Source organism: Pseudoalteromonas sp. MEBiC 03485 (genome assembly GCF_004195145.1).
GTDB lineage: Bacteria > Pseudomonadota > Gammaproteobacteria > Enterobacterales > Alteromonadaceae > Pseudoalteromonas > Pseudoalteromonas apostichopi.
This window is the reverse complement of sequence record NZ_SGBT01000001.1, coordinates 521,600-544,780: the sequence shown is the minus strand read 5'-3', so window position 1 is coordinate 544,780 and position 23,181 is coordinate 521,600. Positions and strand designations below refer to the sequence as shown.

At 41.5% G+C, this 23,181-nt stretch carries 18 protein-coding genes; 13 read left to right on the top strand and 5 right to left on the bottom strand.

What is annotated here, in order from left to right; all coding sequences use genetic code 11:
• Positions 1-10 precede the first annotated feature (10 nt).
• From EVU92_RS02550 to EVU92_RS02535, 4 genes are all read left to right on the top strand, one after another.
• Positions 11-676 (top strand): SDR family oxidoreductase, encoded by a 666-nt coding sequence (locus EVU92_RS02550; protein ID WP_130049892.1) that lies wholly within the window; start codon positions 11-13, stop codon positions 674-676.
• A gap of 138 nt (positions 677-814) precedes the next feature.
• Complete coding sequence (locus EVU92_RS02545) at positions 815-1,195, top strand: hypothetical protein (protein WP_130049891.1); 381 nt, start codon at positions 815-817, stop codon at positions 1,193-1,195.
• The gene (locus EVU92_RS02540; RefSeq protein ID WP_130049890.1) at positions 1,192-3,528 is read left to right on the top strand and encodes a fatty acid cis/trans isomerase; all 2,337 of its coding nucleotides are present in this window, start codon (positions 1,192-1,194) and stop codon (positions 3,526-3,528) included. The genes EVU92_RS02545 and EVU92_RS02540 overlap by 4 nt, the downstream gene beginning before the upstream one ends.
• Before the next feature lie 97 nt (positions 3,529-3,625).
• Positions 3,626-5,374, top strand: coding sequence for a response regulator (locus EVU92_RS02535; protein WP_130049889.1), 1,749 nt, complete (start codon positions 3,626-3,628; stop codon positions 5,372-5,374).
• Between the two features lie 13 nt (positions 5,375-5,387).
• On the opposite strand, the gene EVU92_RS02530 is transcribed toward EVU92_RS02535, so the two are convergent.
• The gene (locus EVU92_RS02530) at positions 5,388-6,011 is read right to left on the bottom strand and encodes a hypothetical protein (RefSeq protein ID WP_130049888.1); all 624 of its coding nucleotides are present in this window, start codon (positions 6,009-6,011) and stop codon (positions 5,388-5,390) included.
• 129 nt (positions 6,012-6,140) lie between these two features.
• On the opposite strand from EVU92_RS02530, the gene EVU92_RS02525 reads away from it, so the two are divergent.
• Entirely contained in the window at positions 6,141-7,598 is a 1,458-nt protein-coding gene (locus EVU92_RS02525) for an ATP-binding cassette domain-containing protein (protein ID WP_130049887.1), read from the top strand.
• Between the two features lie 28 nt (positions 7,599-7,626).
• Here EVU92_RS02525 and EVU92_RS02520 read toward each other — a convergent pair whose 3' ends face one another.
• Positions 7,627-8,505 (bottom strand): TraB/GumN family protein, encoded by an 879-nt coding sequence (locus EVU92_RS02520; RefSeq protein WP_130049886.1) that lies wholly within the window; start codon positions 8,503-8,505, stop codon positions 7,627-7,629.
• A 534-nt stretch (positions 8,506-9,039) separates the two neighbouring features.
• Here EVU92_RS02520 and ilvG point away from each other — a divergent pair.
• The 7 genes from ilvG to can all read left to right on the top strand — a co-directional run bounded on the left by ilvG (position 9,040) and on the right by can (position 17,480).
• Positions 9,040-10,689, top strand: a complete 1,650-nt coding sequence (ilvG, locus tag EVU92_RS02515; RefSeq protein ID WP_130049885.1) for an acetolactate synthase 2 catalytic subunit — start codon at positions 9,040-9,042, stop codon at positions 10,687-10,689.
• Positions 10,686-10,931 carry an acetolactate synthase 2 small subunit gene (gene ilvM, locus EVU92_RS02510; RefSeq protein ID WP_054554110.1) on the top strand — a complete coding sequence of 82 codons (246 nt, stop codon included), beginning with the start codon at positions 10,686-10,688 and terminating at the stop codon, positions 10,929-10,931. Before ilvG ends, ilvM begins: the two co-directional genes overlap by 4 nt.
• 103 nt (positions 10,932-11,034) lie before the next feature.
• A complete protein-coding gene (ilvD, locus tag EVU92_RS02505) occupies positions 11,035-12,891 on the top strand; it encodes a dihydroxy-acid dehydratase (protein WP_130049884.1) in 1,857 nt (618 codons plus the stop codon).
• Positions 12,892-12,893: 2 nt separating this feature from the next.
• Positions 12,894-14,447 (top strand): threonine ammonia-lyase, biosynthetic, encoded by a 1,554-nt coding sequence (gene ilvA, locus EVU92_RS02500; protein WP_130049883.1) that lies wholly within the window; start codon positions 12,894-12,896, stop codon positions 14,445-14,447.
• Between the two features lie 118 nt (positions 14,448-14,565).
• Positions 14,566-15,570 (top strand): ABC transporter substrate-binding protein, encoded by a 1,005-nt coding sequence (locus tag EVU92_RS02495; RefSeq protein ID WP_130052209.1) that lies wholly within the window; start codon positions 14,566-14,568, stop codon positions 15,568-15,570.
• Between the two features lie 50 nt (positions 15,571-15,620).
• Entirely contained in the window at positions 15,621-16,799 is a 1,179-nt protein-coding gene (locus EVU92_RS02490; RefSeq protein ID WP_130049882.1) for a methyltransferase, read from the top strand.
• Positions 16,800-16,817: 18 nt separating this feature from the next.
• On the top strand, positions 16,818-17,480 hold the full coding sequence (can, locus tag EVU92_RS02485; protein ID WP_130049881.1) for a carbonate dehydratase: 663 nt from the start codon (positions 16,818-16,820) through the stop codon (positions 17,478-17,480).
• 45 nt (positions 17,481-17,525) lie between these two features.
• On the opposite strand, the gene EVU92_RS02480 is transcribed toward can, so the two are convergent.
• A complete protein-coding gene (locus EVU92_RS02480) occupies positions 17,526-17,789 on the bottom strand; it encodes an accessory factor UbiK family protein (RefSeq protein WP_054561163.1) in 264 nt (87 codons plus the stop codon).
• 111 nt (positions 17,790-17,900) lie between these two features.
• Here EVU92_RS02480 and rep point away from each other — a divergent pair, with 111 nt between their 5' ends.
• Positions 17,901-19,913, top strand: coding sequence for a DNA helicase Rep (gene rep / locus EVU92_RS02475; RefSeq protein ID WP_130049880.1), 2,013 nt, complete (start codon positions 17,901-17,903; stop codon positions 19,911-19,913).
• Here the strand turns inward: rep and EVU92_RS02470 are convergent.
• A complete protein-coding gene (locus tag EVU92_RS02470; protein WP_130049879.1) occupies positions 19,903-22,467 on the bottom strand; it encodes a diguanylate cyclase in 2,565 nt (854 codons plus the stop codon). The two genes, rep and EVU92_RS02470, sit on opposite strands and share 11 nt — an antisense overlap.
• A 201-nt stretch (positions 22,468-22,668) precedes the next feature.
• Positions 22,669-23,061 (bottom strand): cytochrome c5 family protein, encoded by a 393-nt coding sequence (locus EVU92_RS02465; protein WP_130049878.1) that lies wholly within the window; start codon positions 23,059-23,061, stop codon positions 22,669-22,671.
• Positions 23,062-23,181: the final 120 nt, after the last annotated feature.

Genomic DNA, 23,181 nt, shown 5'->3' with positions numbered 1-23,181 from the left:
GAGCAGATTGATGACTAAGCATGTGGTGGTTACAGGGGCCAATAAAGGTATTGGCCTTAATTTTTGTAAACAGTATTCAGCCCAAGGTTACCGTGTTACTGCAGTGGTTCGCACGCCAAGCGAAGAGCTCCAAGCACTCGATGTGAAAGTTATTAGCGACATTGATGTATCTAACGCCGGTGATGTTGCAACACTTGCCAATTACTTACACGGCGACAAAATTGATATTTTGATTAATAACGCCGGTATTTTTCATAACGAAACTTTAGCTGACATGGACTTTGCTGCCATCGAAAAGCAAATAAGTGTGAACAGTATCGCGCCTATTCGTATTACTCATGCGTTACAGCAAAACTTAGGTATTGATGCAAAAGTGGCGATGATCACATCGCGCATGGGTTCAATTACTGATAATGGCTCGGGCGGTTACATCGGCTATCGTATGTCAAAAGCCGCGCTTAATGCAGCTAGTGTTAGTTTAGCCCATGAGTTAAAAGATAAAAAAATTGCCGTAGGGTTATTCCATCCGGGCTTTGTACAAACGCAAATGGTTAATTTTGCAGGAGATATCAGCCCTGAAACTGCTGCAGAGCGGCTCATCAAACGGATTGATGAATTAAATCTTAGCAACACAGGTGGGTTTTGGCATTCAAACGGCGAAACGCTACCTTGGTAATTCTTTTTTCTAGGTTTTTATAACTCGGCTAGTTAGCAGCTAAAAAGCTGCTAACGGCTGATAAGTTTCGCTAATTATTGAACTTATAGTTTGCTATACTCGTACAATTAAAAGTCATTTTGATGTAGAGAACAGCACATGGAATTAGAGCAAAATAGCGATTTAACCCTTCCTCTTTTTTATTTCGATGAAAATCTTCATAGCCGTGACATCGAGTCTCCAGATTTACTATTGCATGTAACGCTAAGCGAAGAGTTACTCGCACAGCTTTGCCAAAACCCAGCTGTTGATAGCAGTGTCGCAATTGCTATTAATGAATACCGTCTTGAAGTGTTAAATGATGACTATCAAGCATTGAATGATGGCGAGCACGATGCGCAACTGACTTTAGTTCGTGGGCCACTATTAAGCGCTATGCTTAGCTGCGACAATGACCAAACCTTTGTGTCGCCTCAAGTTGATATGATGCCGACCTTTGATTTAGGTGATGACGTTGAAGATATCGAGGAGGAAGGATGAGAAAACTCCTCACGACCGTATTTGGCCTCATTTTATTAAGTGGCTGTGCTTATCTAGGTGCAGCTCATTACGATGAACTGTTTGGTGAAGAGCAGCCAAGAGAGCGTGTTGTTGCCGCATCAACTTTAGAGGGGGCAGAGTTTTTAAACGATGTAAAACCTGTTCTCGATACTCGTTGTGTTGTTTGTCACGGCTGTTATGACGCACCTTGTCAGCTTAAATTATCTTCAGTTGAAGGAATTGACCGAGGTTTAAGTAAAGAGCTTGTCTATGATGGTACTCGGTTATTAGCGCAAGAGCCAAGCCGCTTACTATTTGATGCGACAAGTACCGCTCAGTGGCGTGAAAAAGGTTTTACCCCAGTACTAAATGAGCGTGCACAAACAGAAGAAGCTAATCTTGCTGGAAGTGTGCTTTACAATGCTTTAGTGCTTAAGCAAAGCAGCCCACTGCCTAAGCAAGCTATTTTAGGCGATGAGTTTGATTTTTCACTCGATCGTGAACAAACATGTACCACGATGAACGAGTTTGACTCATTTGCTAAGGATAATCCTCACAGTGGTATGCCTTATGGTTTGCCTGGTATCTCAAGCGAAGAATTTCAGCACCTTGCTAAATGGCTTAAAAAGGGTGGTTACCTTGCTCATATTGAGCCTCCTGAAGAAGGAGTGCTAAAACAAGTCGAACGCTGGGAAGCTTTCTTAAACCAAGATGGTTTAAAGCATCAACTAGCGGCTCGCTATATCTATGAGCACTGGTATTTAGCACATATTTACTTCCCTGAGCATGGCGATAAACACAGTTATTTTAAGCTAGTACGTTCTTCGACTCCGCCGGGTGAAGAGATTAAATATATTAGTACACGTCGCCCTTATGAAGATCCTAAGGTTGAGCGAGTTTACTACCGATTGATGCATGACCGTTCGACTATCTTAGCGAAAACACATTTACCTTTAGCATTAAATGACGAAAAGCTAGCGCGCATAAACTCGCAATTTATTGAGGCTGATTACCAAGTAAATAAACTACCAAGCTATAAACCAGAAGTCGCATCAAACCCATTTAAAGCGTTTGCTGCAATCCCAGTAAACTCACGCTATCAATTTATGCTTGATGAAGCTGAGCTGATTATTATGGGCTTTATTAAAGGGCCTGTTTGTCGTGGTCAAATTGCGTTAAACGTGATTAACGATCAGTTCTGGGTTGGCTTTGCGAAACCTGAAATGGCGGCGACACCAAAAGTGGGTGAATTGTTGTTACAACATGAAGATGCCTTAGCATTACCAGCTGAAGAAGAAAGTAATGCCTTGCCGATTTCTAGTTGGGTGAAGTATTCAAAACGCCAAAACAAATATTTGTCTGCTAAAGTTGCACTGGCAAATAAAATGTTTGAGAACGGTCAGCACCTAACAACAGATTTACTTTGGCAAGGTGATGGTCATAACCAAAATGCAGCACTTACGGTGTTTCGTCATTTTGATAGCGCAACGGTTGTTAAGGGCTGGATTGGCCAGCAACCAAAGACCGCTTGGATACTTGATTACGCATTATTTGAACGTATTCACTACCTGCTGGTGGCGGGCTTTGATGTGTATGGCAACATTGGTCATCAGTTGTTAACTCGCTTGTATATGGACTTTTTACGTTTAGAGGGTGAAGCAAACTACCTTGCCTTGTTACCAGAAGCTAAGCGTAAAGAAATTAAAGCCCAGTGGTATCGTAAATCACCACCTAGCTTAACGAGCTTCTTTGAAGATGAATTGTCATTTAGTCAACCTACAGGCATTGAATACAAAACCAAGGACCCTCAATCTGAGTTGTTCAATATGCTTAAAGATAAACTGAAGCCCATTTTGAGCCCTCGCTATGACTATACCAAAGTGCCTGAACCATTGGCTAAAATTAACGATCTTCCGGTTAAAGCCGTTAACTTGCTGCCGCAAATTTCATTTGTGTTAGTCAAAGGTAGCGATGATAAACATAAGGCATACACCCTGATCCACCATAATGCTCATTACAATATTTCAAGCTTACTAAACGAAGAGGGTCAGCGTGCTTATGATGAAGATACAGTGACGATTGTGCCTGGATTTATAGGTGATTACCCAGAAGCAATTTGGTATCTACACAACGAACAGCAGATTGCTGCATTTGCAGCTGGGCTTGCAAAAGCAACAGATGAAGCAGCCTACAGAGATCTGAAAAGCGAGTTTGCAATTCGCCGTACGCATCCGCAGTTTTGGCAATATAGTGATATTTTACACCGTGTAGCAAAAGAATATCGTGGCGTCGAGTTTGGTTTGTTTGATTATAATCGATTGGAAAATAGATAAACTTCTGTTGAGTGTCATCTTTAAAGCCCACTTCAAGTGGGCTTTCTTGTATTCTATGAACTACAATTATTTTAAAAAAAATAATGAGTAAAGCACGTTGCAGCTAATCATAGATATTAGAAAACGATATCGCTGGGGATTATTGGCGATTGCTATATTGATCTCTGTATCAGCTATCTTGATACAGAGCCTTTTGTATATCCAAAAGGGTGATGCCAAAGTCATTAATATTGCCGGTAAGCAACGCATGCTGTCACAAAAAATAGCCTTGTATGGCAATGCACTTACCAATCTTGAATCCGAACATTTTCAACAGCAACACCGAAGGCTATTGCAACAATCCGTTGAGCAGTTCATTGCAGGGCATCAATTTTTAATTCAGCAAGATGAGCAAGGTCACTATATTCATTTGAATGAGGCGCTTGAGGCTCATTACTTCTCGCCGCCTACTGCATTAGATGAGCACGTGAAGCGTTATGTTAGTAAAGCGCAGCTATTACTCAACAATACCGATGGTTTTGGCTATGTGGATCGCCCAACATTTGTTAGCAACCAGCTTGAGGCGCTGCTAACTAAACTGGACCAAGCGGTTAAATTACTTGAGCAAAAATCAGTTCAAAAAGTGACATTTTTGGCGGTTTTAGAGTTGTTGTTTTGGCTCACAACCATAGCGTTATTAGTCGCTGAGCTATTTTTCATTTTTAAACCTATGGAGAAACTGATCACTAACAACATAGCTAAGTACAAGGAGCAAAAAGAGTTTGCTGAGCGTGTAAATAAAAATAAAGAGCGTTTTATTGCCCGCACCAGTCACGAGTTTAGAACACCATTGCAAGGATTAACTGCATCAATCGAAGCCCTTGATATTAGCGACAGTCAGCAGCTAACTAAACAGCAGGCGCTTTATTGCGTTAACAGGTTGGTGGCAATGCTAGATGAGTTAAATGACTTACATCAGCTTACTTCGGGGGAATGGCAGTTAAGTTTTACTAGCAGCAATTTGTTATCAACATTAAAGCAAGCTATCTCACCGTTTGGATATGCCTGTAATGATAAAGGTATTACCTTGAGCGTGAATTTAGCTGAGTCACTCAATAAAGAGGTAATCACTGACCATGCTAGGCTGACTCAAATCGTTGCTGAAATTATTAATAATGCCGTTAAATTTACTCCAAGCCAAGGCCGTATTGCCGTAACAGCAGCGTGTCAGGGTGAGCGGCACTTTGTAATGGAAATACAAGATAACGGTAAAGGCTTTGAAAAACCGCCGACAGACTTACTCAGTTACGAAAATGACTTTGAACAACATTTCCAAGGGTTAAAAACTGGGGTGCTACGGGTTATGCACATTGTCAAAGCATTAAAGGGAGAGATCCAATTTCTTAATGCCGAGCCACAAGGTGCGAAGGTGGTGGTGAATTTAGAGCTAGAGTGTGCAACCACACCTGCAATGCCTGCGTCACTTCCGCAATCTTTACATTGTTTAATCGTCGAAGATAACCCACTTAATGCCACTATTTTAGGACGTATAGTAAGTCATTTAAATTACAGTTTTGATGTGGCTGAAAATGGTTTAATCGCCATAGATAAAACGTCAGATAAGCACTATGATTTAATCTTTATGGATTTGAATATGCCGGTTATGGATGGCTTTAAAGCAATTGATATTATTCGCAATGAGCAGGGCCAGCAGGTGCCTATTTTGGTGGTAACTGCCAATACATCAAATGATGATTTGCAACGAGTGTATGAGCTTGGGGCAAACCTGCACGTATACAAACCTATCACCCTAGATTCGGTGCAAAAAGCTCTCAGCATTTTATTTACTGAGAGCTCACAGGGATAACCTAAGTATTAAATTAGTGTGTTACCTTGATGTCGCCAACACCCACTTCTACTTCAATATCGTATTGGCCGTTGCCACGATAGCTTGAGTGCGAGCTAACAACTTTTCGGCTGGTATTACCGTCATTTTTTAAGCCGCGAATTTTGGTGTCGCCCACACCGGTATCAAGCTCTATGTGTTTGTAGTCATCAAGCGCACTATCAATTCTTACCGCGCCCACACCTAGTTCAATATCAACCGAATTACTCGCATCGTTAATTTCGATATCGCCAACACCTAGTTCGACATCAATTGCCATCGATTTAGGCATTTTTACATGCCAGTCTTGTTGAATGTCATCGTTATCTAATTTTAAGTTAAGTGAGCTAGCACTTTGCGAATGGCTTAATTCAATATCTGATAAATCAACATCAGAGCTGAACCAGCTATTGTCATTCTTTGGTTCAATGCGTACCGTAACTACGACTTCGCTGCCGTCATAGCTTTCAACTTCTAAGCTGCCTACCGGAAAATCAATATCAAGCTGGCTTGCGCCATTAATTGCGAAGTTGTGACTTAGTTCGCGTGAATCTTTTGCCATAGCGTATGACGTTGTCAGTGCTAGGCCTATTGCTGCTACACAAAGTAATTTTTTCATAGTCTGTTTCCTGTTGATGACCTTTTATACCTTAGTCGCAGCTGTGTTCAAAAAAGGTTTAAACGAATTTTATTTTTTTATCGAATGCGGTAACGTCAACCTAACGGTAACTTAGAATGAGGATTCAAAGTGCAACAAGTACAGTTGGTTAATGTTAAAGCCAGCCTAAAGGGGCAGGGTAATGACGTTTATTATTTAGATGATCTCAATATCAATGTATCGCCATTGCAGCAATGGGTTTTACTAGGCGCTAATGGCGCGGGAAAATCGGCCGTGGCTGCTGCCATTGCAGGTTTTGCGAAAATAGAGCAAGGCCACTATGAGAATCGCTTTGAGCGAATTGCGTTAGTTTCCCCTGACAGTCAAAAGCAACTCCTCGCAACTGAGCTTACAAAAGATCTAGATGATATTATTGATGGCGTAACTACTTTTAGTACGGTTTATGAGCTTATAATTGCTGGTCGGGACGAACATCAGCTTGATAGCGAGTTGCTTCAGCAGTTAATTAGCCTATTTGATTTTAGTGACAAAGTTAGCAAAGCATTTCGCGATTTATCAACCGGTGAAACCCGCAAACTTATGCTGATTCGAGCATTAATAGGTCGACCAGATTTACTTGTACTTGATGAGCCTTTTGATGGTTTAGATGTCACGGCTATGACTGAGCTCAATCAGTTACTAGCTAAGTTTAGTAAAACAACGACCCTCATTTTTGTGCTCAATCGGTTAACGGAAATACCAGATTTTGTTGATCACTACGCCTATGTTAAAGAGGGCCATGTGATTCAGCAATTAGCAAACCCCTCCCCTGAGCAGCGCGATGACTTACTAAAGTTATTACATCTCACTCATACTCAGTTACAGATACCTGAGGCTGATATTGACCATCAAGCGCCTCCGCTCGATGACTCTATGCTGGTAAGACTCAATAACGCAGCAGTGGGCTATGGCGGTGAGGTCGTTTTTGAAAAACTAAACTGGCAAATAAACCAAGGCGAGCATTGGCAGTTAACAGGCAAAAATGGTTCAGGTAAAACCTGTTTGCTGAACCTTATCACTGGTGATAACCCACAGTGTTATAACAATGATATTAAGGTGTTTGGCTATCAGCGCGGAAGTGGTGAGAGTATTTGGCAAATTAAACAGCACATTGGTTATATTTCTAACGCGCTGCATATGGATTATCGGGTCAGTATCTCGGCGCTCAATACGGTAGTTTCGGGCTTTTATGACAGCATTGGTCTTTATCAAAAAGCCACTGATAAACAGCTAACCATTGCTAAAAAGTGGTTGGCTTTATTAGGTTTAAGTGATAAACAAAGCAGCTCATTTAGTCAGTTGTCTTTTGGTGATCAACGCTTGCTGTTAATTGCACGAGCTATGGTTAAGCACCCTAATTTATTGATTCTTGATGAACCTTGCTTAGGTCTCGATGAAGCAAATAGGCAGCGAGTTTTATTACTGATAGAAAAGATCTGCGCTGCAGGTACCAGTACCGTGGTTTATGTTAATCACCACGCGAGTGATAAAATTGTAGGTATCGAAAACTATTTAGAGATGTCTGATTTCACAAAAAAAGCGCCATAAAGCGCTTTTTATATTCGGATTACTTAACTTAGATACGGGTAATGGTAAAACCTTTATCTGTTAGTTGTTTTAACAATCCGTGTTGCTCAGGTAGGTGTAAAGCCCCGACAGCAATAAACAGCTTTTCTTTACCGATACGAGCAGATAGTTGATTAACCCAATTGTTGTTACGGTCTATCAACATAACTTGCTCACTTAGCTGACCATATTGAGAGTCATCAAAACTTTCGTTGTAAAACTGCGTAAGTGTTTTCATATCGCCCGATTTCCAAGCCTTAATAAGACCAAAAAAGTAGGTATCTACATCAGCAAGTTGGTCGAATGTTTCTTCGATCATTTTGTCATTCATAATTGCTAAGTGTTCAAACATTTCCATTTGGTGTTCTAGGGTTTCTAGCTCACCAACTGATATGTCATGCTGTTTAGCATAAGCAAGTACTTGCTTGTCGATGCCGTACTGATCTGAAAAACCAACACTTTGGAACTCCATTTGCATCATGGTGACCATTACCGCCCACGGTGCTAGGTTTTTAAACATCGCAATATCAATTGATTTATCAGCAAAGTATTTTTGTAATTTAGTGTAGTTTTCTGGCGATAACTCTGACTGTAAGGTTTTACCATTTTTCAGCATCATAAATGGCAATGACCGGCGCTGCATTTCCATGGGGGAAATCACGCTGATATCGACTTCAACGATGACTTTATCTGAGTTATCGAGTGCTTTAGTTACCTTGCTTGGTAATCCTTTCATGCTTTTATCACCAACATGGACAGTACCAAATAAATAAGAAGTAACTCCGTTTTTCTCTACTTTCCATAATCCCGGCTCTGCGAGTACATGTTGGCTGAAACCAAGCAGTAGCAGCATAAAAAACAGGGCATTTATACGCTGGACGAACTTCATAACTTTCCTTTTCATAACGTGGTTATTTTCAATACTAAACTAATTTTTCAGAGGCGTTAAAATAAATCAGCTTAAAGCAAAGAAAATTGCATGTTTTTGATAAAAATTAATCAATCATAGAATAGTGAATAACGAGGTATGAAATTTCGATATATAAAAAATAGTGAAATATAAATCTCGATATTTTCATTTGTTAGATATTTATTTCTTTAATTTTGCTTTTTAGACTGTTTTTTGAATTGATTTTTATGTTGACTTACAGGCCCTAGCGCGGTACTAATAGAAAAAGGCAGCGGGATGGCTAGATATCCGCTACAAATGAACAAATTTTGGTTACAGATAAATGCTTACAAACAAACTTTCTCTAATTCTAATTAACGTCGTGGTGATTATTATCACCGCGGGGGCTAGTTAGTGCTTAGAGAAAAGTAAAGCATTTAAAAGCCCCCCGCACTTAACAGTTCGGGGGGCTTTTTCGTTTTAAGGTTTGAGTCGCAGCAAATACACAATGTCACTGAGGAATGAGGATTTACGATGACAGGCGCAGAGTTAACAATCGATTTATTAGCTAAACATGGCGTTAAGGATGTTTTTGGTTACCCGGGTGGTGCCATTATGCCTATTTACGACGCTTTGTACGGTGCGCCAGTCAAACATTATTTGACCCGTCATGAACAAGGGGCTGGCTTTGCCGCTGTGGGTTTTGCGAGAAGCACAGGTAAGTTAGGCGTGTGTTTTGCTACTTCCGGCCCTGGGGCGACCAACTTAATCACAGCCCTTGCCGATGCGATGATGGATTCAGTGCCATTACTTGCTATCACAGGTCAAGTACCAACCGCAGCGATAGGCTCCGACGCCTTTCAGGAAGTGGATGTGTTAGGCATGTCGTTATCTTGCACCAAGCATAGTTACATGGTTGAAAGAGCTGAAGATTTAGCCGAAATATTACAAGAAGCCATCCACTTAGCGCAAAGCGGCCGTCCTGGCCCTGTGTTAGTGGATATTCCGAAAGACATCCAAATGGCGCAAGTACCATTTCATCCTTGGTTAGCTGCCGAAGATCACTTACCAAAATTAGACTCAAACCAAGTTGCTATTGCCAATCAAATCTTAAGTGAAGCGCAGCGCCCTGTAGCGTATATCGGTGGTGGTGTACAAGCTGCCAGTGCACAAGATGAATTAATGCAGTTTTTAGAAAAAACACATATGCCTGCAGTATCAACGTTAAAAGCGTTAGGTAGTGTATTACCTGATTATGAATATGACCTAGGAATGCTAGGTATGCATGGTGGTAAAGCGGCTAACTTAGCGGTGCAAGAGTGTGATGTTTTGGTCTGTATTGGTGCCCGCTTTGACGACCGTGTCACTGGAAACTTAAGCAAGTTTGCGGCAAAAGCAAAGGTTATTCACCTTGATATTGATGCCGCAGAGATTGGTAAACGTAAGCCTGTAAAAGCGTCATTAGTGGCAGACTTAAAAACTTCATTACCGCAACTAGAGTGTTTTGTAACTCCAGATGAGTGGCTAACGCACATTGCAAGCATGATGAAAGAGCATGCATGGCGCTATGACTACCCGGGTGAAAAAGTATTCGCCCCTTATTTATTGAACCAGCTAAGCCAAAAAATGCCATCAACTGGTGTGGTGTGTTGTGATGTGGGTCAGCATCAAATGTGGGTTGCGCAGCACATGAAATTTAGTCACCCAAGCAATCATTTAAGTAGTGGTGGTGCAGGTACCATGGGCTTTGGTCTACCAGCAGCCATCGGTGCACAAGTTGCTCGCCCAAATGATTTTGTGATCACAGTGTCGGGTGATGGTTCAATCATGATGAACATTCAAGAACTGGCAACGATTCGTCGTAACAATCTGCCAGTTAAAATTTTAATCTTAGATAACCAACGTTTAGGCATGGTACGTCAATGGCAGCAGCTATTTTTTGAAGGTCGTTATTCTGAAACAAACCTTTCAGATAATCCTGATTTTGTGCAGTTAGCAGCAGTGTTTGGTATTCCAGGTCAAACTATCACTAAAGCAGATGAAGTTGATGCTGCGGTTGATGCGTTAGTAACTAGTAAAGGTCCATACATTCTCCATGCCTGTATCGATGATAAAGAAAATGTATGGCCGCTTGTACCGCCTGGTGCAGCCAACGATGAAATGATGACGGAGACAGTAAAATGAAACACACCCTAACGATTGCACTAAAGAATCAAAGTGTCGCTGTAGAGCGCTTTTTACGCGTTGCGCGTCATCGCGGCTTTGACCTAACAACAATGAATTTAGAAATGGCTGATGAAGCGTTTCACGTCACCATGACAGTAGACAGCGATAAGCCGATTTATCTACTAACATCACAGTTGAATAAATTGGTCGATGTAAAACACGTCAATGTTGAAAACCAATTTCAACAACAAGCAATCTAGTAATAAATCAACAGGTAACTAGAGCAATCAACTGATGCTTTAGTGAGTAATAAATTAGGAATGAGGAAGTCAGTGGCATGCCACTGCAAAAACTGAGGTAATTATGGCTAAATTAAGAAGTGCAACAACAACAGAGGGTCGAAAACGTGCAGGAGCGCGTGCTTTATGGCGTGCAACAGGAATGACAGATAAAGATTTCGGTAAGCCTATTATCGCTGTTGTAAACTCGTACACTCAGTTTGTACCGGGTCATGTTCACCTTAACCAGCTCAGTGAGCTGATGGCCGAAACCATTACCGAAGCGGGTGGTGTACCAAAAGAATTTAATACTATTGCAATCGATGATGGTATCGCGATGGGTCACGGCGGAATGCTGTATTCACTCCCATCGCGTGATTTAATTGCTGACTCAGTTGAGTACATGGTAAATGCCCACTGCGCTGATGCCATGATCTGTATTTCTAACTGTGACAAGATCACTCCTGGAATGATGCTGGCAGCACTTCGTTTAAACATTCCTGTCATTTTTGTATCAGGTGGTCCAATGGAGGCGGGTAAAACACGCCTTGCTGATATCGACATCAAACTTGATTTAGTTGATGCCATGGTTAAGGGTGCTGATACTTCAGTAAGCGATGAAGACTCTGAAAAAGTTGAGCGCTCGGCATGCCCTACCTGTGGTTCATGTTCGGGTATGTTTACTGCTAACTCAATGAACTGTTTATTAGAAGCGATTGGTCTGGCACTACCGGGTAACGGTACTACACTTGCGACCCACAAAGACCGTAAACAACTGTATGTTGAAGCAGGTGCACGCATTGTTGATTTATGTCGTGAGTATTATCAAAAAGATAATGCAGCAGTGTTACCACGCGCTATTGCCAATCGTACCGCTTTCATGAATGCAATGGTGGTTGATATTGCTATGGGTGGATCATCAAATACGGTTTTACACTTACTAGCAGCAGCGCAAGAAGCGGGTGTTGATTTTGATATGTCGCATATCGATGAGCTTTCTCGCAAAACACCATTCTTATGTAAAGTGGCACCAGCGACAAACAAATACCATATTGAAGATGTACATCGCGCTGGTGGCATGATGGCTATTATCCGTGAGTTAGGTAAAGCAGGCCTTGTCGATTTATCTGTTGATCATGTGGCGGGTCATACAATGGCTGAAATGGTAACTAAATGGGATGCGACTGATCCAAGTAATGAAGTAGCGCAAAAATTTTATAAAGCAGGCCCTGCTGGTATCCGCACAACAAAAGCAATGAGCCAAGAATGCCGCTGGCCTGAACTGGATAATGACCGTGAAAATGGTTGTATCCGCAGCGTTGAAAATGCGTTTCGTCAAGATGGTGGCTTAGCGGTGCTATCGGGTAACTTAGCCCTTGATGGTTGTATTGTTAAAAGTGCTGGTGTGGTTGAAGAAATGCTGCATTTTGAAGGCCCAGCAGTCGTTTACGAATCACAGGATGACTCGGTTGAAGGCATTCTTAACGGTGAAGTAAAAGCGGGTGATGTTGTTGTGATTCGTTACGAAGGGCCAAAAGGCGGCCCAGGCATGCAAGAAATGCTGTACCCAACCAGTTATTTAAAATCAGTTGGCTTAGGTGAAAAGTGTGCGCTGATCACTGATGGTCGTTTCTCAGGTGGTACATCGGGTTTATCAATTGGTCACGTTTCCCCAGAAGCTGCAAGCGGTGGTGCAATTGCCTATGTTGAAAATGGCGATAAGATAGTAATTGATATCGCAACTCGCGAAATCACATTAGCTCTTTCTGATGAAGAGCTTGAAGCTCGTAAGCAAAAGCAACTTGCACGCGGGAAAGATGCTTATAAACCTCTAGATCGTGACCGTTATGTTTCATCTGCACTTAAAGCCTATGCCTTACTAGCCACCAGTGCAGACAAAGGAGCTGTGCGTGATTTAGCTAAACTTGAGGAGCTTAGTTAATTATGGTTTCTCAAGAGCTCGATTATTTTCGCGCTATCATTCAAGCGAACATGGAGCCGCTTGCAAAAGTCACTGAGGTTAGCGAAATGGCTGATCTTAGTGCTCGGCTAGGCAATCATGTGTGGTTAAAGCGTGAAGACCAACAACCTGTTTATTCATTTAAACTACGCGGTGCATTTCATAAATTGAGCAAATTGCCAAAAGGTTCTGATGTGATTACAGCATCGGCTGGTAATCATGCGCAAGGCGTAGCTCTAAGTGCTTCATTTTTAGGGCATAAAGCAACTATTGTTATGCCTGTTACAACACCAGAAATTAAAGTGAATGCAGTGCGTTCTTTAGGTGGTGAAGTGGTATTACACGGCCATCATTTTGATGCTGCAAAGGCTCATGCTCTAGAGCTCACAGAGCAGCGCAATGGGGTGTTTGTACCACCGTTTGATGATGCAGATGTGATTGTTGGTCAAGGTACCGTTGCTCGTGAATTAATGCAGCAACTCAATGATCTTGATGCAGTCTTTATTCCTGTAGGCGGAGGTGGTTTACTTGCAGGCATGGCAGTGTACATTAAGTCGTTACGTCCTGATATTAAAGTCATCGGTGTTGAAGCCGATGAGAGTGCCTGCTTAAAAGCAGCCCTTGAAGCAGGTAAGCCGGTTGAGCTTGACCGTGTTGGTAGCTTTGCAGATGGTGTAGCAGTCAAAGTCATCGGCACAGAAACGTTTCGTTTAGCACAAAAGTTTTGTGATGAAGTGGTGACTGTAACGGGCGATGAAATCTGCGCAGCAATGCAAGATATCTTTGTTTCGACTCGCGCTATAGCTGAACCTTCAGGGGCGCTATCAACAGCTGGCTTGAAAAAATGGTGTCAACAAAATGGAGTGAAAGGTTTAAATGTAGCCGCGATTTTATCGGGTGCAAATTTAAACTTCGACCGCTTACGTTATGTTGCTGAACGAACAGCTCTTGGCGAAAAGAACGAAGCATTGCTTGCCGTGACTATCAAAGAAGAGAAGGGCAGCTTTAAGCAGTTTTGTAACTCGTTAGGTGGCAGAGCTATCACCGAATTTAATTATCGCTATGCAGGCCCTGGCGAAGCACAAATCTTTGTAGGTATTGCTTTAAGACAAGGCCAACAAGAGCTTGATGAGCTAAAAGCGACACTGACAGAAAACGGCTATACGTTTTGTGACCTATCAGATAACGAGCTGGCTAAATTGCATATTCGTTATATGGTTGGTGGTAAAGCGCCAGCTCAACTTCATGAGCGTTTATTACGCTTTGAGTTTCCTGAATACCCAGGCGCACTGGCACGATTCTTAGATACCCTTGGTAGTAACTGGAATATTACTTTATTCCATTACCGCAACCATGGTGGATCGATTGGTAATGTGCTGGCGGCCTTTGCTATTGAACCGAGTGATTATGAGGTATTCAATGAGCATTTGAACCGTTTGGGATACAACGTTCAAGATGAAACGAACAACCCATGTTTCACCCAGTTCTTAACTAGCCAAGGTCAAGAACTTAGTGAAGTTAAAGCGGCAAATCAGTAGCTTAATATAATCAAGACTGTTCACTAGCAGTCTTGATTTTTCCTATAGTTAATGCACGGTTCTCGAGCAAGGATGATGCGTGCAAGGTATAAAAAGCCTACTAGGGTTAATCTGTTTAATGCTCTCTATGAGCGCACTGTGCGCTGATAAAGTTAGCTTACAATTAAAATGGACTCACCAGTATCAATTTGCAGGCTATTATATGGCTGCAGAAAAAGGCTTTTATAAGGAAGCGGGCCTTGATGTCTCTATTATACCTGCCGATCCAAACCACCCAGATACCTTCCCTAAAGTGTTAAGCGGCAAAGCTGACTTTGCTATTACTCACTCAGGCATATTACAAAAGCGCCAGCAAGGCGCACCGGTTGTTGCCCTTGGGGCAATATTGCAGTTTTCGCCTTATTGCTGGATGGTAAAAAATAACTCAGATATTTTTCAGCCTAGAGACTTTGCTGGTAAAAAGCTAAGTAAAATCGGTTCAATAGAAAATGCTGAGTTACTGGTGATGTTACAGCGTGCAGGATTGAGCCTAGAAAGCTTGATGGCAGCTAGCCATGAAGGAGGCGTTAAAGAGTGGCTTGCCGGTGATATAGATGCGGTGCAAGTTTATGTCACTAATGAGCCTTACACGATGACATTGCAAGGAGTAGGTTACCGACTCATTTGCCCGCAAAAGTTTGGTTTGAATGTGTATGGCGATATTTTATATACCTCTGAGCAATTTTTAGCGAAAAAGCCAGAGGTTGTTGAGCGCTTTTATCGTGCCAGCTTAAAAGGGTGGCGTTATGCCTTATTACACTTAGAAGAAAGCATCGATGTAACCAAGCAGCACTATGCTACCCAGAAAAGCGTACAAGAGCTGGCCTATGAAGCGCATGTTTTAAAAAGCTACATCCAACCTCCAGGAATTAATCTAGGTAATATGTCGATGGCAAAGTGGCGCTTGATTGCAGATTTATATGGCTTAGATCAGGATGAGTTTGATCAGGCTTTTGAAGGCTTTATGTATGATCAACAGCAAACAGAAGGGTTTGAGCTATCTTGGATGCTGATCCTTGCAATCATTTTAAGTATTGCATGTGTGCCATTGTACATTCGCTTGATCAGCAGTAACCGACGTTAAATAAGATAAAAACTGTTATACTGCTTTTTATTTCTTGTCGCTAAGTAGTTATGACACTTGCCGAGCACTTTGCTGCCTTAGATGCACTGCTATTTTCAACCCGCCAATACTGGCAATGTACCGCATTTGATTTTGATGATCTTCCTTGGCCTGAATTAGCCCACTTATTATGGGCGCTGGATGACCAACAAGTGAGTGAACTAGATGCCGATCAGCAAGCTTTATATCGTTATTTTGCTGATGAAATTGAAAACATTGAACAGCTGGCTGAGTTGTGTGAGTTACCTGCTATCAACTTGGCTCGTAATGAGTTTCCGTTTTGGATAAGTAATGGCATTAAAGGCCGTAAATTTGAGCAATTACAAGACTTTGTTGCAGCTGTTAGTCAGCAGTCATTTAACCAGCCCGTTTTAGAATGGTGCGCAGGTAAGGGGCATTTAGGTCGTATGTTGGCATTTAATGGAGCGCCAAGTGTACATAGCATTGAGCTACAACAACACTTGTGTGATCAAGGTCAGCACAGTGCTAAGCAACAGCAATTGGCAATGCAATTTTCACAAGCTGATGTATTAACCGACGACACCGATGGTTTTTTTGAGCGCCAGCAGCATGCAGTTGCTTTACATGCCTGTGGTCGTTTGCATCAAACATTTATGCAGCAAGCGAGCAAAGCGAAAACCCAGCAAATCAGCTTTTCACCATGTTGTTATCATTTATTCACAGATAACGCCTATCAAGCAATGAGCGAGCCTGCAAAACAAAGCCAGCTTGCGCTTACTCATCGCGATTTAAAACTAGCGCTGCAAGAAACTGTGACCGCACCAAGCCGAGTTGATAAGGTAAGAAAAACAGAAGTTGAATGGCGACTTGGATTTGATGCATTACGTAAATCACTCACTGGTGAAATGCACTATGTAAGTGTGCCATCAGTGAACAAAGCTATTTTTTCTGATTCTTTTGGTTCATTTTGTTTATGGGCTGCTGAGAAAAAATCATTATCACTGCCTGAAGGTATTGATTACAATAAGTTTTTAACTATAGGTAAAAAACGCAAAAGGGTTACTGAGCGAGTTGAACTCGTCCGACATGTATTCAGAAGGGCAATTGAAGTTTGGCTCGTGCTCGATCGTGCTTTATATTTGCAACAACAAGGTTATCAAGTAACAGTTAGTACGTTTTGTGAAAAGCAGCTGACACCAAGGAATATCTTGATCCAAGCTAATTATTAAATACCGTAAAGAGGCGCAATGAGAAAGTTAAAAAATTTATTCGAAAATAATAGACGTTGGGCTGCGCGTACGAGTGAAAGTGATCCTGAGTTTTTTAAAATTCTATCAATGCAGCAAAATCCAGAGTACCTGTGGATCGGTTGTTCTGATTCACGTGTACCTGCAAATGAAATAGTAGACTTGCTACCTGGAGAGTTATTTGTTCATCGAAACGTAGCAAATGTCGTTGTTCATACTGATCATAACTGTCTTTCGGTGATGCAATATGCCGTTGAAGTACTTAAAGTGAAGCACATAATGGTCGTTGGCCACTATGGTTGTGGTGGTGTACAGGCGGTATTGAACGGAGCGAGTTTTGGTTTAATTGATAACTGGCTTCGTCATGTAGGTGATGTAAAAGAAAAACACATTGAACAACTCAACTCATTACCAGAACAAGAGCGTTTAAATAGCCTGATAGAACTCAACGTTATTGAACAAGTACGTAATGTTTGCCGTACTAATATCGTCCAAGATGCCTGGGCAAAAGGTCAAGATTTAACAATCCATGGTTGGGTTTATGGTTTAGCCAATGGCCACCTTAATGATTTAGAGTCGGTAGTAACTTGTGCTGAAGAAGCCAGTGATACATACGGAATTGCGGTTAAGCGTGTTTTCGAACGCGTTGCCGAAAAAAGTTGATACCGAATATGGTAGAAAAAAGGAGAGCTAATTAGCTCTCCTTTTTTATTGTTCGTCTTGTTTGCTAGCAAGTTGCTGCTCAAGTAAAGCAACTTTCTCTTCAAGCTCAGTGAGTTTCTCACGAGTACGAATAAGTACTTGGCTTTGAATATCAAACTCATCACGGCTTACAAAGTCCATCTCAGCAAGTTTGTTTTGAATAGCTTGCTTAGTCTTGCCTTCGACTGTTTCGGCAAGGTTTTTCACGCCTTGTGGCATGTTATCAGTGATTTGCTTAGCGATTTCTTCAAGTTTTGCTGGGTTAATCATCTTCGTCCCTTGAGTCACGTAAAAAAACAATCTTACCTTATTGGCTAGGCGTAGTGTAGTGATTACGGTAAAATTGCCCGTCCTATCTTTGGATAATTTCTTTAGGGGCTTATGAAACTCAACCCAAAACAAGATGAAGCGGTAAAATATATCAGTGGACCGTGTCTGGTATTAGCCGGTGCGGGTTCAGGTAAAACGCGTGTTATTACTAATAAAATTGCTTACTTGGTGCAAAAGTGTGAGTACCAAGCACGTAATATTGCCGCAGTTACATTTACCAATAAAGCTGCAAAAGAAATGCGTGAGCGTGTAACGCAAACACTGGGCAAGCAAGAGTCGAAAGGCTTATGGGTTTCAACGTTTCATACGCTTGGGCTTGAGATTATCAAAAAAGAGTTAACTACTTTAGGTTTTAAACCTGGTTTTTCGTTGTTTGATGACCAAGATACCAACCAGTTATTAGCTGAGCTGACCGAAGAAGAGCTTAAAAAGGACAAAGATTTACTTAACCTGCTGAAGATGCAAATAGGTAGTTGGAAGAACGAATTGATTCTACCTGAGCGTGCTGTTCGCGAAGCCCGTGAGCCGCAAAAAGCGTTATTTGCTCAGTTATATGCTCGTTATCAAAATCAACTGCGCGCCTATAATGCCCTTGATTTTGATGATCTGATCATGATCCCAACTTTATTGCTTAGTCAAAATGTCACGGCACGTGAGCGCTGGCAACAGCGTTTTCGTTACTTGCTGGTGGATGAGTATCAAGATACGAATACTAGTCAGTATCAGCTAGTTAAGCTATTAGTGGGTGAACGAGCCCGGTTTACCGTGGTAGGCGATGATGATCAATCTATCTACTCATGGCGTGGTGCAAAGCCACAAAATCTGGTGCTATTGAGTAAAGATTTTCCGGGCTTACGTTTAATTAAGCTAGAACAAAACTACCGAAGTGCTGGACGAATTCTTAAAGCTGCAAATATTCTGATTGCTAATAACCCGCATGAGTTTGATAAAAAGCTATTCAGTGAACTTGGTTATGGTGAGCCCATTAAAGTAATTGGTTGCCGAGATGAAGAGCATGAATCTGAGCGAGTGGTTGCAGAGATCATTTCTCATAAATTCATGAAGCGCACTAGTTATAAAGATTATGCGATTTTATACCGTGGTAACCACCAAGCGCGAGTGTTTGAAAAAGCACTCATGAGTAACCGTATTCCTTATAAAATCAGCGGCGGTATGTCGTTTTTCTCTCGCTCAGAAATCAAAGATATCATGGCGTACTTGCGCTTATTGGTGAATCAAGACGACGACAACGCATTTTTACGTATTGTTAATACGCCACGTCGTGAGATTGGTACTGTCACACTGGAAAAGCTAGGTACCCTTGCTAATGAAAAGCATATCAGCTTATTTGCTGCATGCTTTGAGCCTGAGCTTGCGCACCGATTAAAAGGGCGTGGCTTTAATGCCTTAGCTGGCTTTGCCCGTTGGGTAGTTGAGCTATCTGATAATGCAGTTCGGGGTGATACCCTTGAAGCAGTAAAAGAACTAGTTAGACAAATTAATTACGAAGCTTATCTATATGAGTCATCACCGAGTGCAAAAGCTGCTGAAATGCGCATGAAAAACGTCTCAGAGCTATATCGTTGGATCACCGATATGCTGACAGGTGATGCAGATAACCCACCGCTGAACCTTGCTGAGGTGGTTAGTAAACTGACCTTGCGCGATATGCTTGAGCGTAACGAAGAAGAGGACGAATCTGATGCCGTGCAATTACTAACATTACATGCTTCAAAAGGCTTAGAGTATCCGTATGTGTTCATGGTTGGCATGGAAGAGGGCTTATTACCGCACCAAGTAAGTATTGATGAAGATAACGTTGAAGAAGAGCGTCGTCTTGCCTATGTAGGAATTACACGCGCCCAGCAAGAGCTAGTAATGACCTATGCTAAAATACGTCGTCAGTTTGGTGAAACCTCAGACACAGAGCTAAGTCGCTTTGTGCAGGAGTTACCACAAGATGACTTAGCCTTTGAAGCGAAGAAGCCACCTTCCTCACAAGCTGAGCGTATGGAGAAAGGCCAGGCACGAGTGGCTAATCTAAGAGCGATGCTTAAGAAGTAATGAATTGTGCGCTAGGTGCTTCGTGCTCGAAGGGAGCCAGCGCATGCTGTTTACCAATAAACAGCGATAATCCGTGCTTATCTAGCAAAGTGCGGTAGTTAAAAATCGACGGACCTTTAGCTATTACTTGGATATTTTGCAGCTTAGTGATAGCTAAAACACCTTGTAGTTGCAAATGATAATTCTCTTGCTGTAGAACACGCTTACTGAATGTTGAACTCAACAATAAGTAATCGAACTGGAACTCAGTTAATAAGTTTAACTCACAGCGATCTTTAGCAAATTCATTTAAACCAATCGAAAACCCTTGTGCGACCAAGCTTTTTAAGTTTTCAATTTGTATCGCTGAAGCGTAACGAATTTCTTGTTCGTTGAACAATAAACACATTCTATTTGAATCGTGTGCGTTTAATAACTTACACAGTGCCTGAAAGTTAATACGCTCTAAAACTAATCCTGAACAAGAAAACAGTACTTTTTCGAGTTGGCTGTTACTTGCTAGGGAAAAGGCTTGTTTTAGTAGATTAAGCTCAACTTCGAAGTGCTGAACACGATCGGTCGCAAATTTTTTGAGGACTTCAAAGCTAGTGCTACCAAGCACAGGGTGCTCACCAAATGCTTCTAGTAAAGACTCAGCGTGAGTTTTTTCATCCAAGGTAATGATTTCTGCACATCTAAAGTGCATAGGCAAATCATCTAGGTGATGCATATTCTCTACATCATGCTGTACATTACTGGCATTAAGCAGTGGATGAAAACACTCAAAGCGATTTCGGCCTGCATTTTTGGCGTAATACATCGCGGCATCCGCATCGCGAATAATTTCATCAGTGTGTTTGTAGCTTGGTTTTGAGTAGGTGATACCAATACTGGCACCACTTTGAATACATTGACCTTTCATACAGAAAGGTTTTTTCATAATTTCGATGATACGTTTTGCAACATCTTGGGCTTGCTGTTGTTCAGTTAAGTGAGTTAGCAATACCACAAATTCATCACCACCTAAGCGTGCGAGTAGATCATGCTCACGAATACAATGCGAGAAAGACTCTGCAACACCAATTAAAAATTGGTCACCTGCCTGATGACCAAGGTGATCGTTTATATCTTTAAATTTATCAAGGTCAATAAATAGCACCGCAAATTGCTGCTCTGGGTAGCGCTGGTAATGCTGCAATGTTTTTTCAAGCTGAGTTAAGAACAAACTGCGATTAGGTAAACTAGTTAATGAGTCGTGGTGTGCATCGTGATACAACTGTTGTTCTATTTTTTTTCGCTCTTCAATTTGCATTTGCAGATGCATATTAGCTTGGCGAAGCTCTTTAGTTTTTTCAGTGACTCGATGTTCCAATTTTTGGTGACTGAGCTTTAACTCTTGGTTGGCTAGATGAGTTTGGATAACGTTAGCAATTTGATGTGATACAAACGTAATTAGCTCACAATCATCCTGACTAAACTCATGTTTATTATTATAAGCTTGGCAAACAATGAGACCTATAACACCTTGCGAAGTTTTGAGCGGAGCACCTAACCAACTAGTCGCTGTGCGCTCTGATGGAACATTAACGGGCCTCTCTACAACGCCAAGTTTGATGAGCTCTTTTGCTCTTTCACTGTCAATGACTTGGCACTTTTCAGTGCTGAGAACCAGTTCACTGTAGCCTTTAGCAAATGGTCGTGGTTTGCCATTATCGTTAAACTCATCGACGCAATAAGGAAAACTCAACCAATGAGATTGTTGGTCATACAATGCGATGTATAAGTTATCTGCATAGGTAATATTTTTGATAATGCTATGAACATGCTGATATACATCGTCAAGGTTTTTACTTTGCGTTGCCAGCTCTGATATTTTGAATAGCAGTTGTTGGCGTTCGAGAGCATTTTTGCGCTGTTGAATTTCGTCGTTAAGTGCTTGGTTACTTTGAGTTAATGCACGGGTTCGAATTTTAACTTCAGACTCTAGTAGTTCACGCTTTTTCACTCGTTCAATTGCTGTTGCTAAGTACAGTGACATAGCTTCTAGCAATTCAATTTGTTGCTCTGAATAGCATTGGTTTATGTCGTAGCTTTGCGCAACCATTACGCCAATAATGACTTTTTCACGGTAGACGGGTACGCCTACCCAGTGCTCTGCAGGTGTACCAAAACATTTAAGTAAGCCTTGTTCAACAGCTTGCTCAGTCTGTTGTTTGGTAAAGTAGCTGGTTTTACCTTGCTTGAATACGTAACCCGTTAAGCCTTCTTTGAAGTACTGCTCATACTTTAATGGTACAGAAAGACCATCTTTTTCATCAGCGAAATAAGACAACTCAAGAGTATCGTAAACCGGGTTATGCAATACAACGAAGAAGTTTTTACTCGGAATATAGTCTTGTAAAATATTATGAATAGCGGGATAGAGCAGGGTTAATTCGGCAACAGTACTTGCTTGCTCTGATAATTGTAAAAGAGCATTTTGCAAGTGATGTGATTGCTTATACTTTTGTAAAAGCGATTTTAAGCGAGCATTCTTACGGGCTAGCTTATCAATGTGTGTTGCTGAATCTTCCAATGATTTAGAACCAGATCTTATTGTTGTTTAAATTTCGTCCTATATAGTTCCACTTTTTTATTAGATCGTCAAGTAACAGATGTTAACAAAATGGTAATTTATTATGGGTCTGAATTGGCTACAGAGCTAGCTTAGCGCTTTAAAATAGACATAAAAAAAGGGCCTAATAAAATTAAGCCCTTAGTATTAGTTTTAAAACTATTACTTGCTAGTCATGAAATCGATAGCAGCGCTGATTTCATCTTCAGAACAATCCATACACGTACCTTTAGGAGGCATTGCGTTGAAACCGTTAAGCGCGTGATCTAAAAGTGTATCTTTACCTTTAGCGATACGAGGAGCCCAATCATCAGCTGATTTAGGAGCACCTAGTGCGCCAGTACCATGACAAGCAAAACAAGCTGCTTGGTAAACTTGCTCACCAGAACGAGGACCTGTAGGCTCAGCAGCGGCCGCAGCTTTATCACCTTCTAGATATACAGAACCAATTGGCGCTAGACGCTTTTTAATTGCATCTTCAGTCAAAGAGTTGTCATACGCTTGTGCATATGCCGTTGTTGCTAGCAGTAATAATGCAGCTGATAGTTTTTTCATTTTGCCTTGCTCACTTCGATTTGAACGTGATCAATCACGATATCTGACGGAAATTAGAACGATTATAACGCTAAGCCACAATTTATAAAATGATCTAAAAGGCTTTTTCTATAGAAAAAC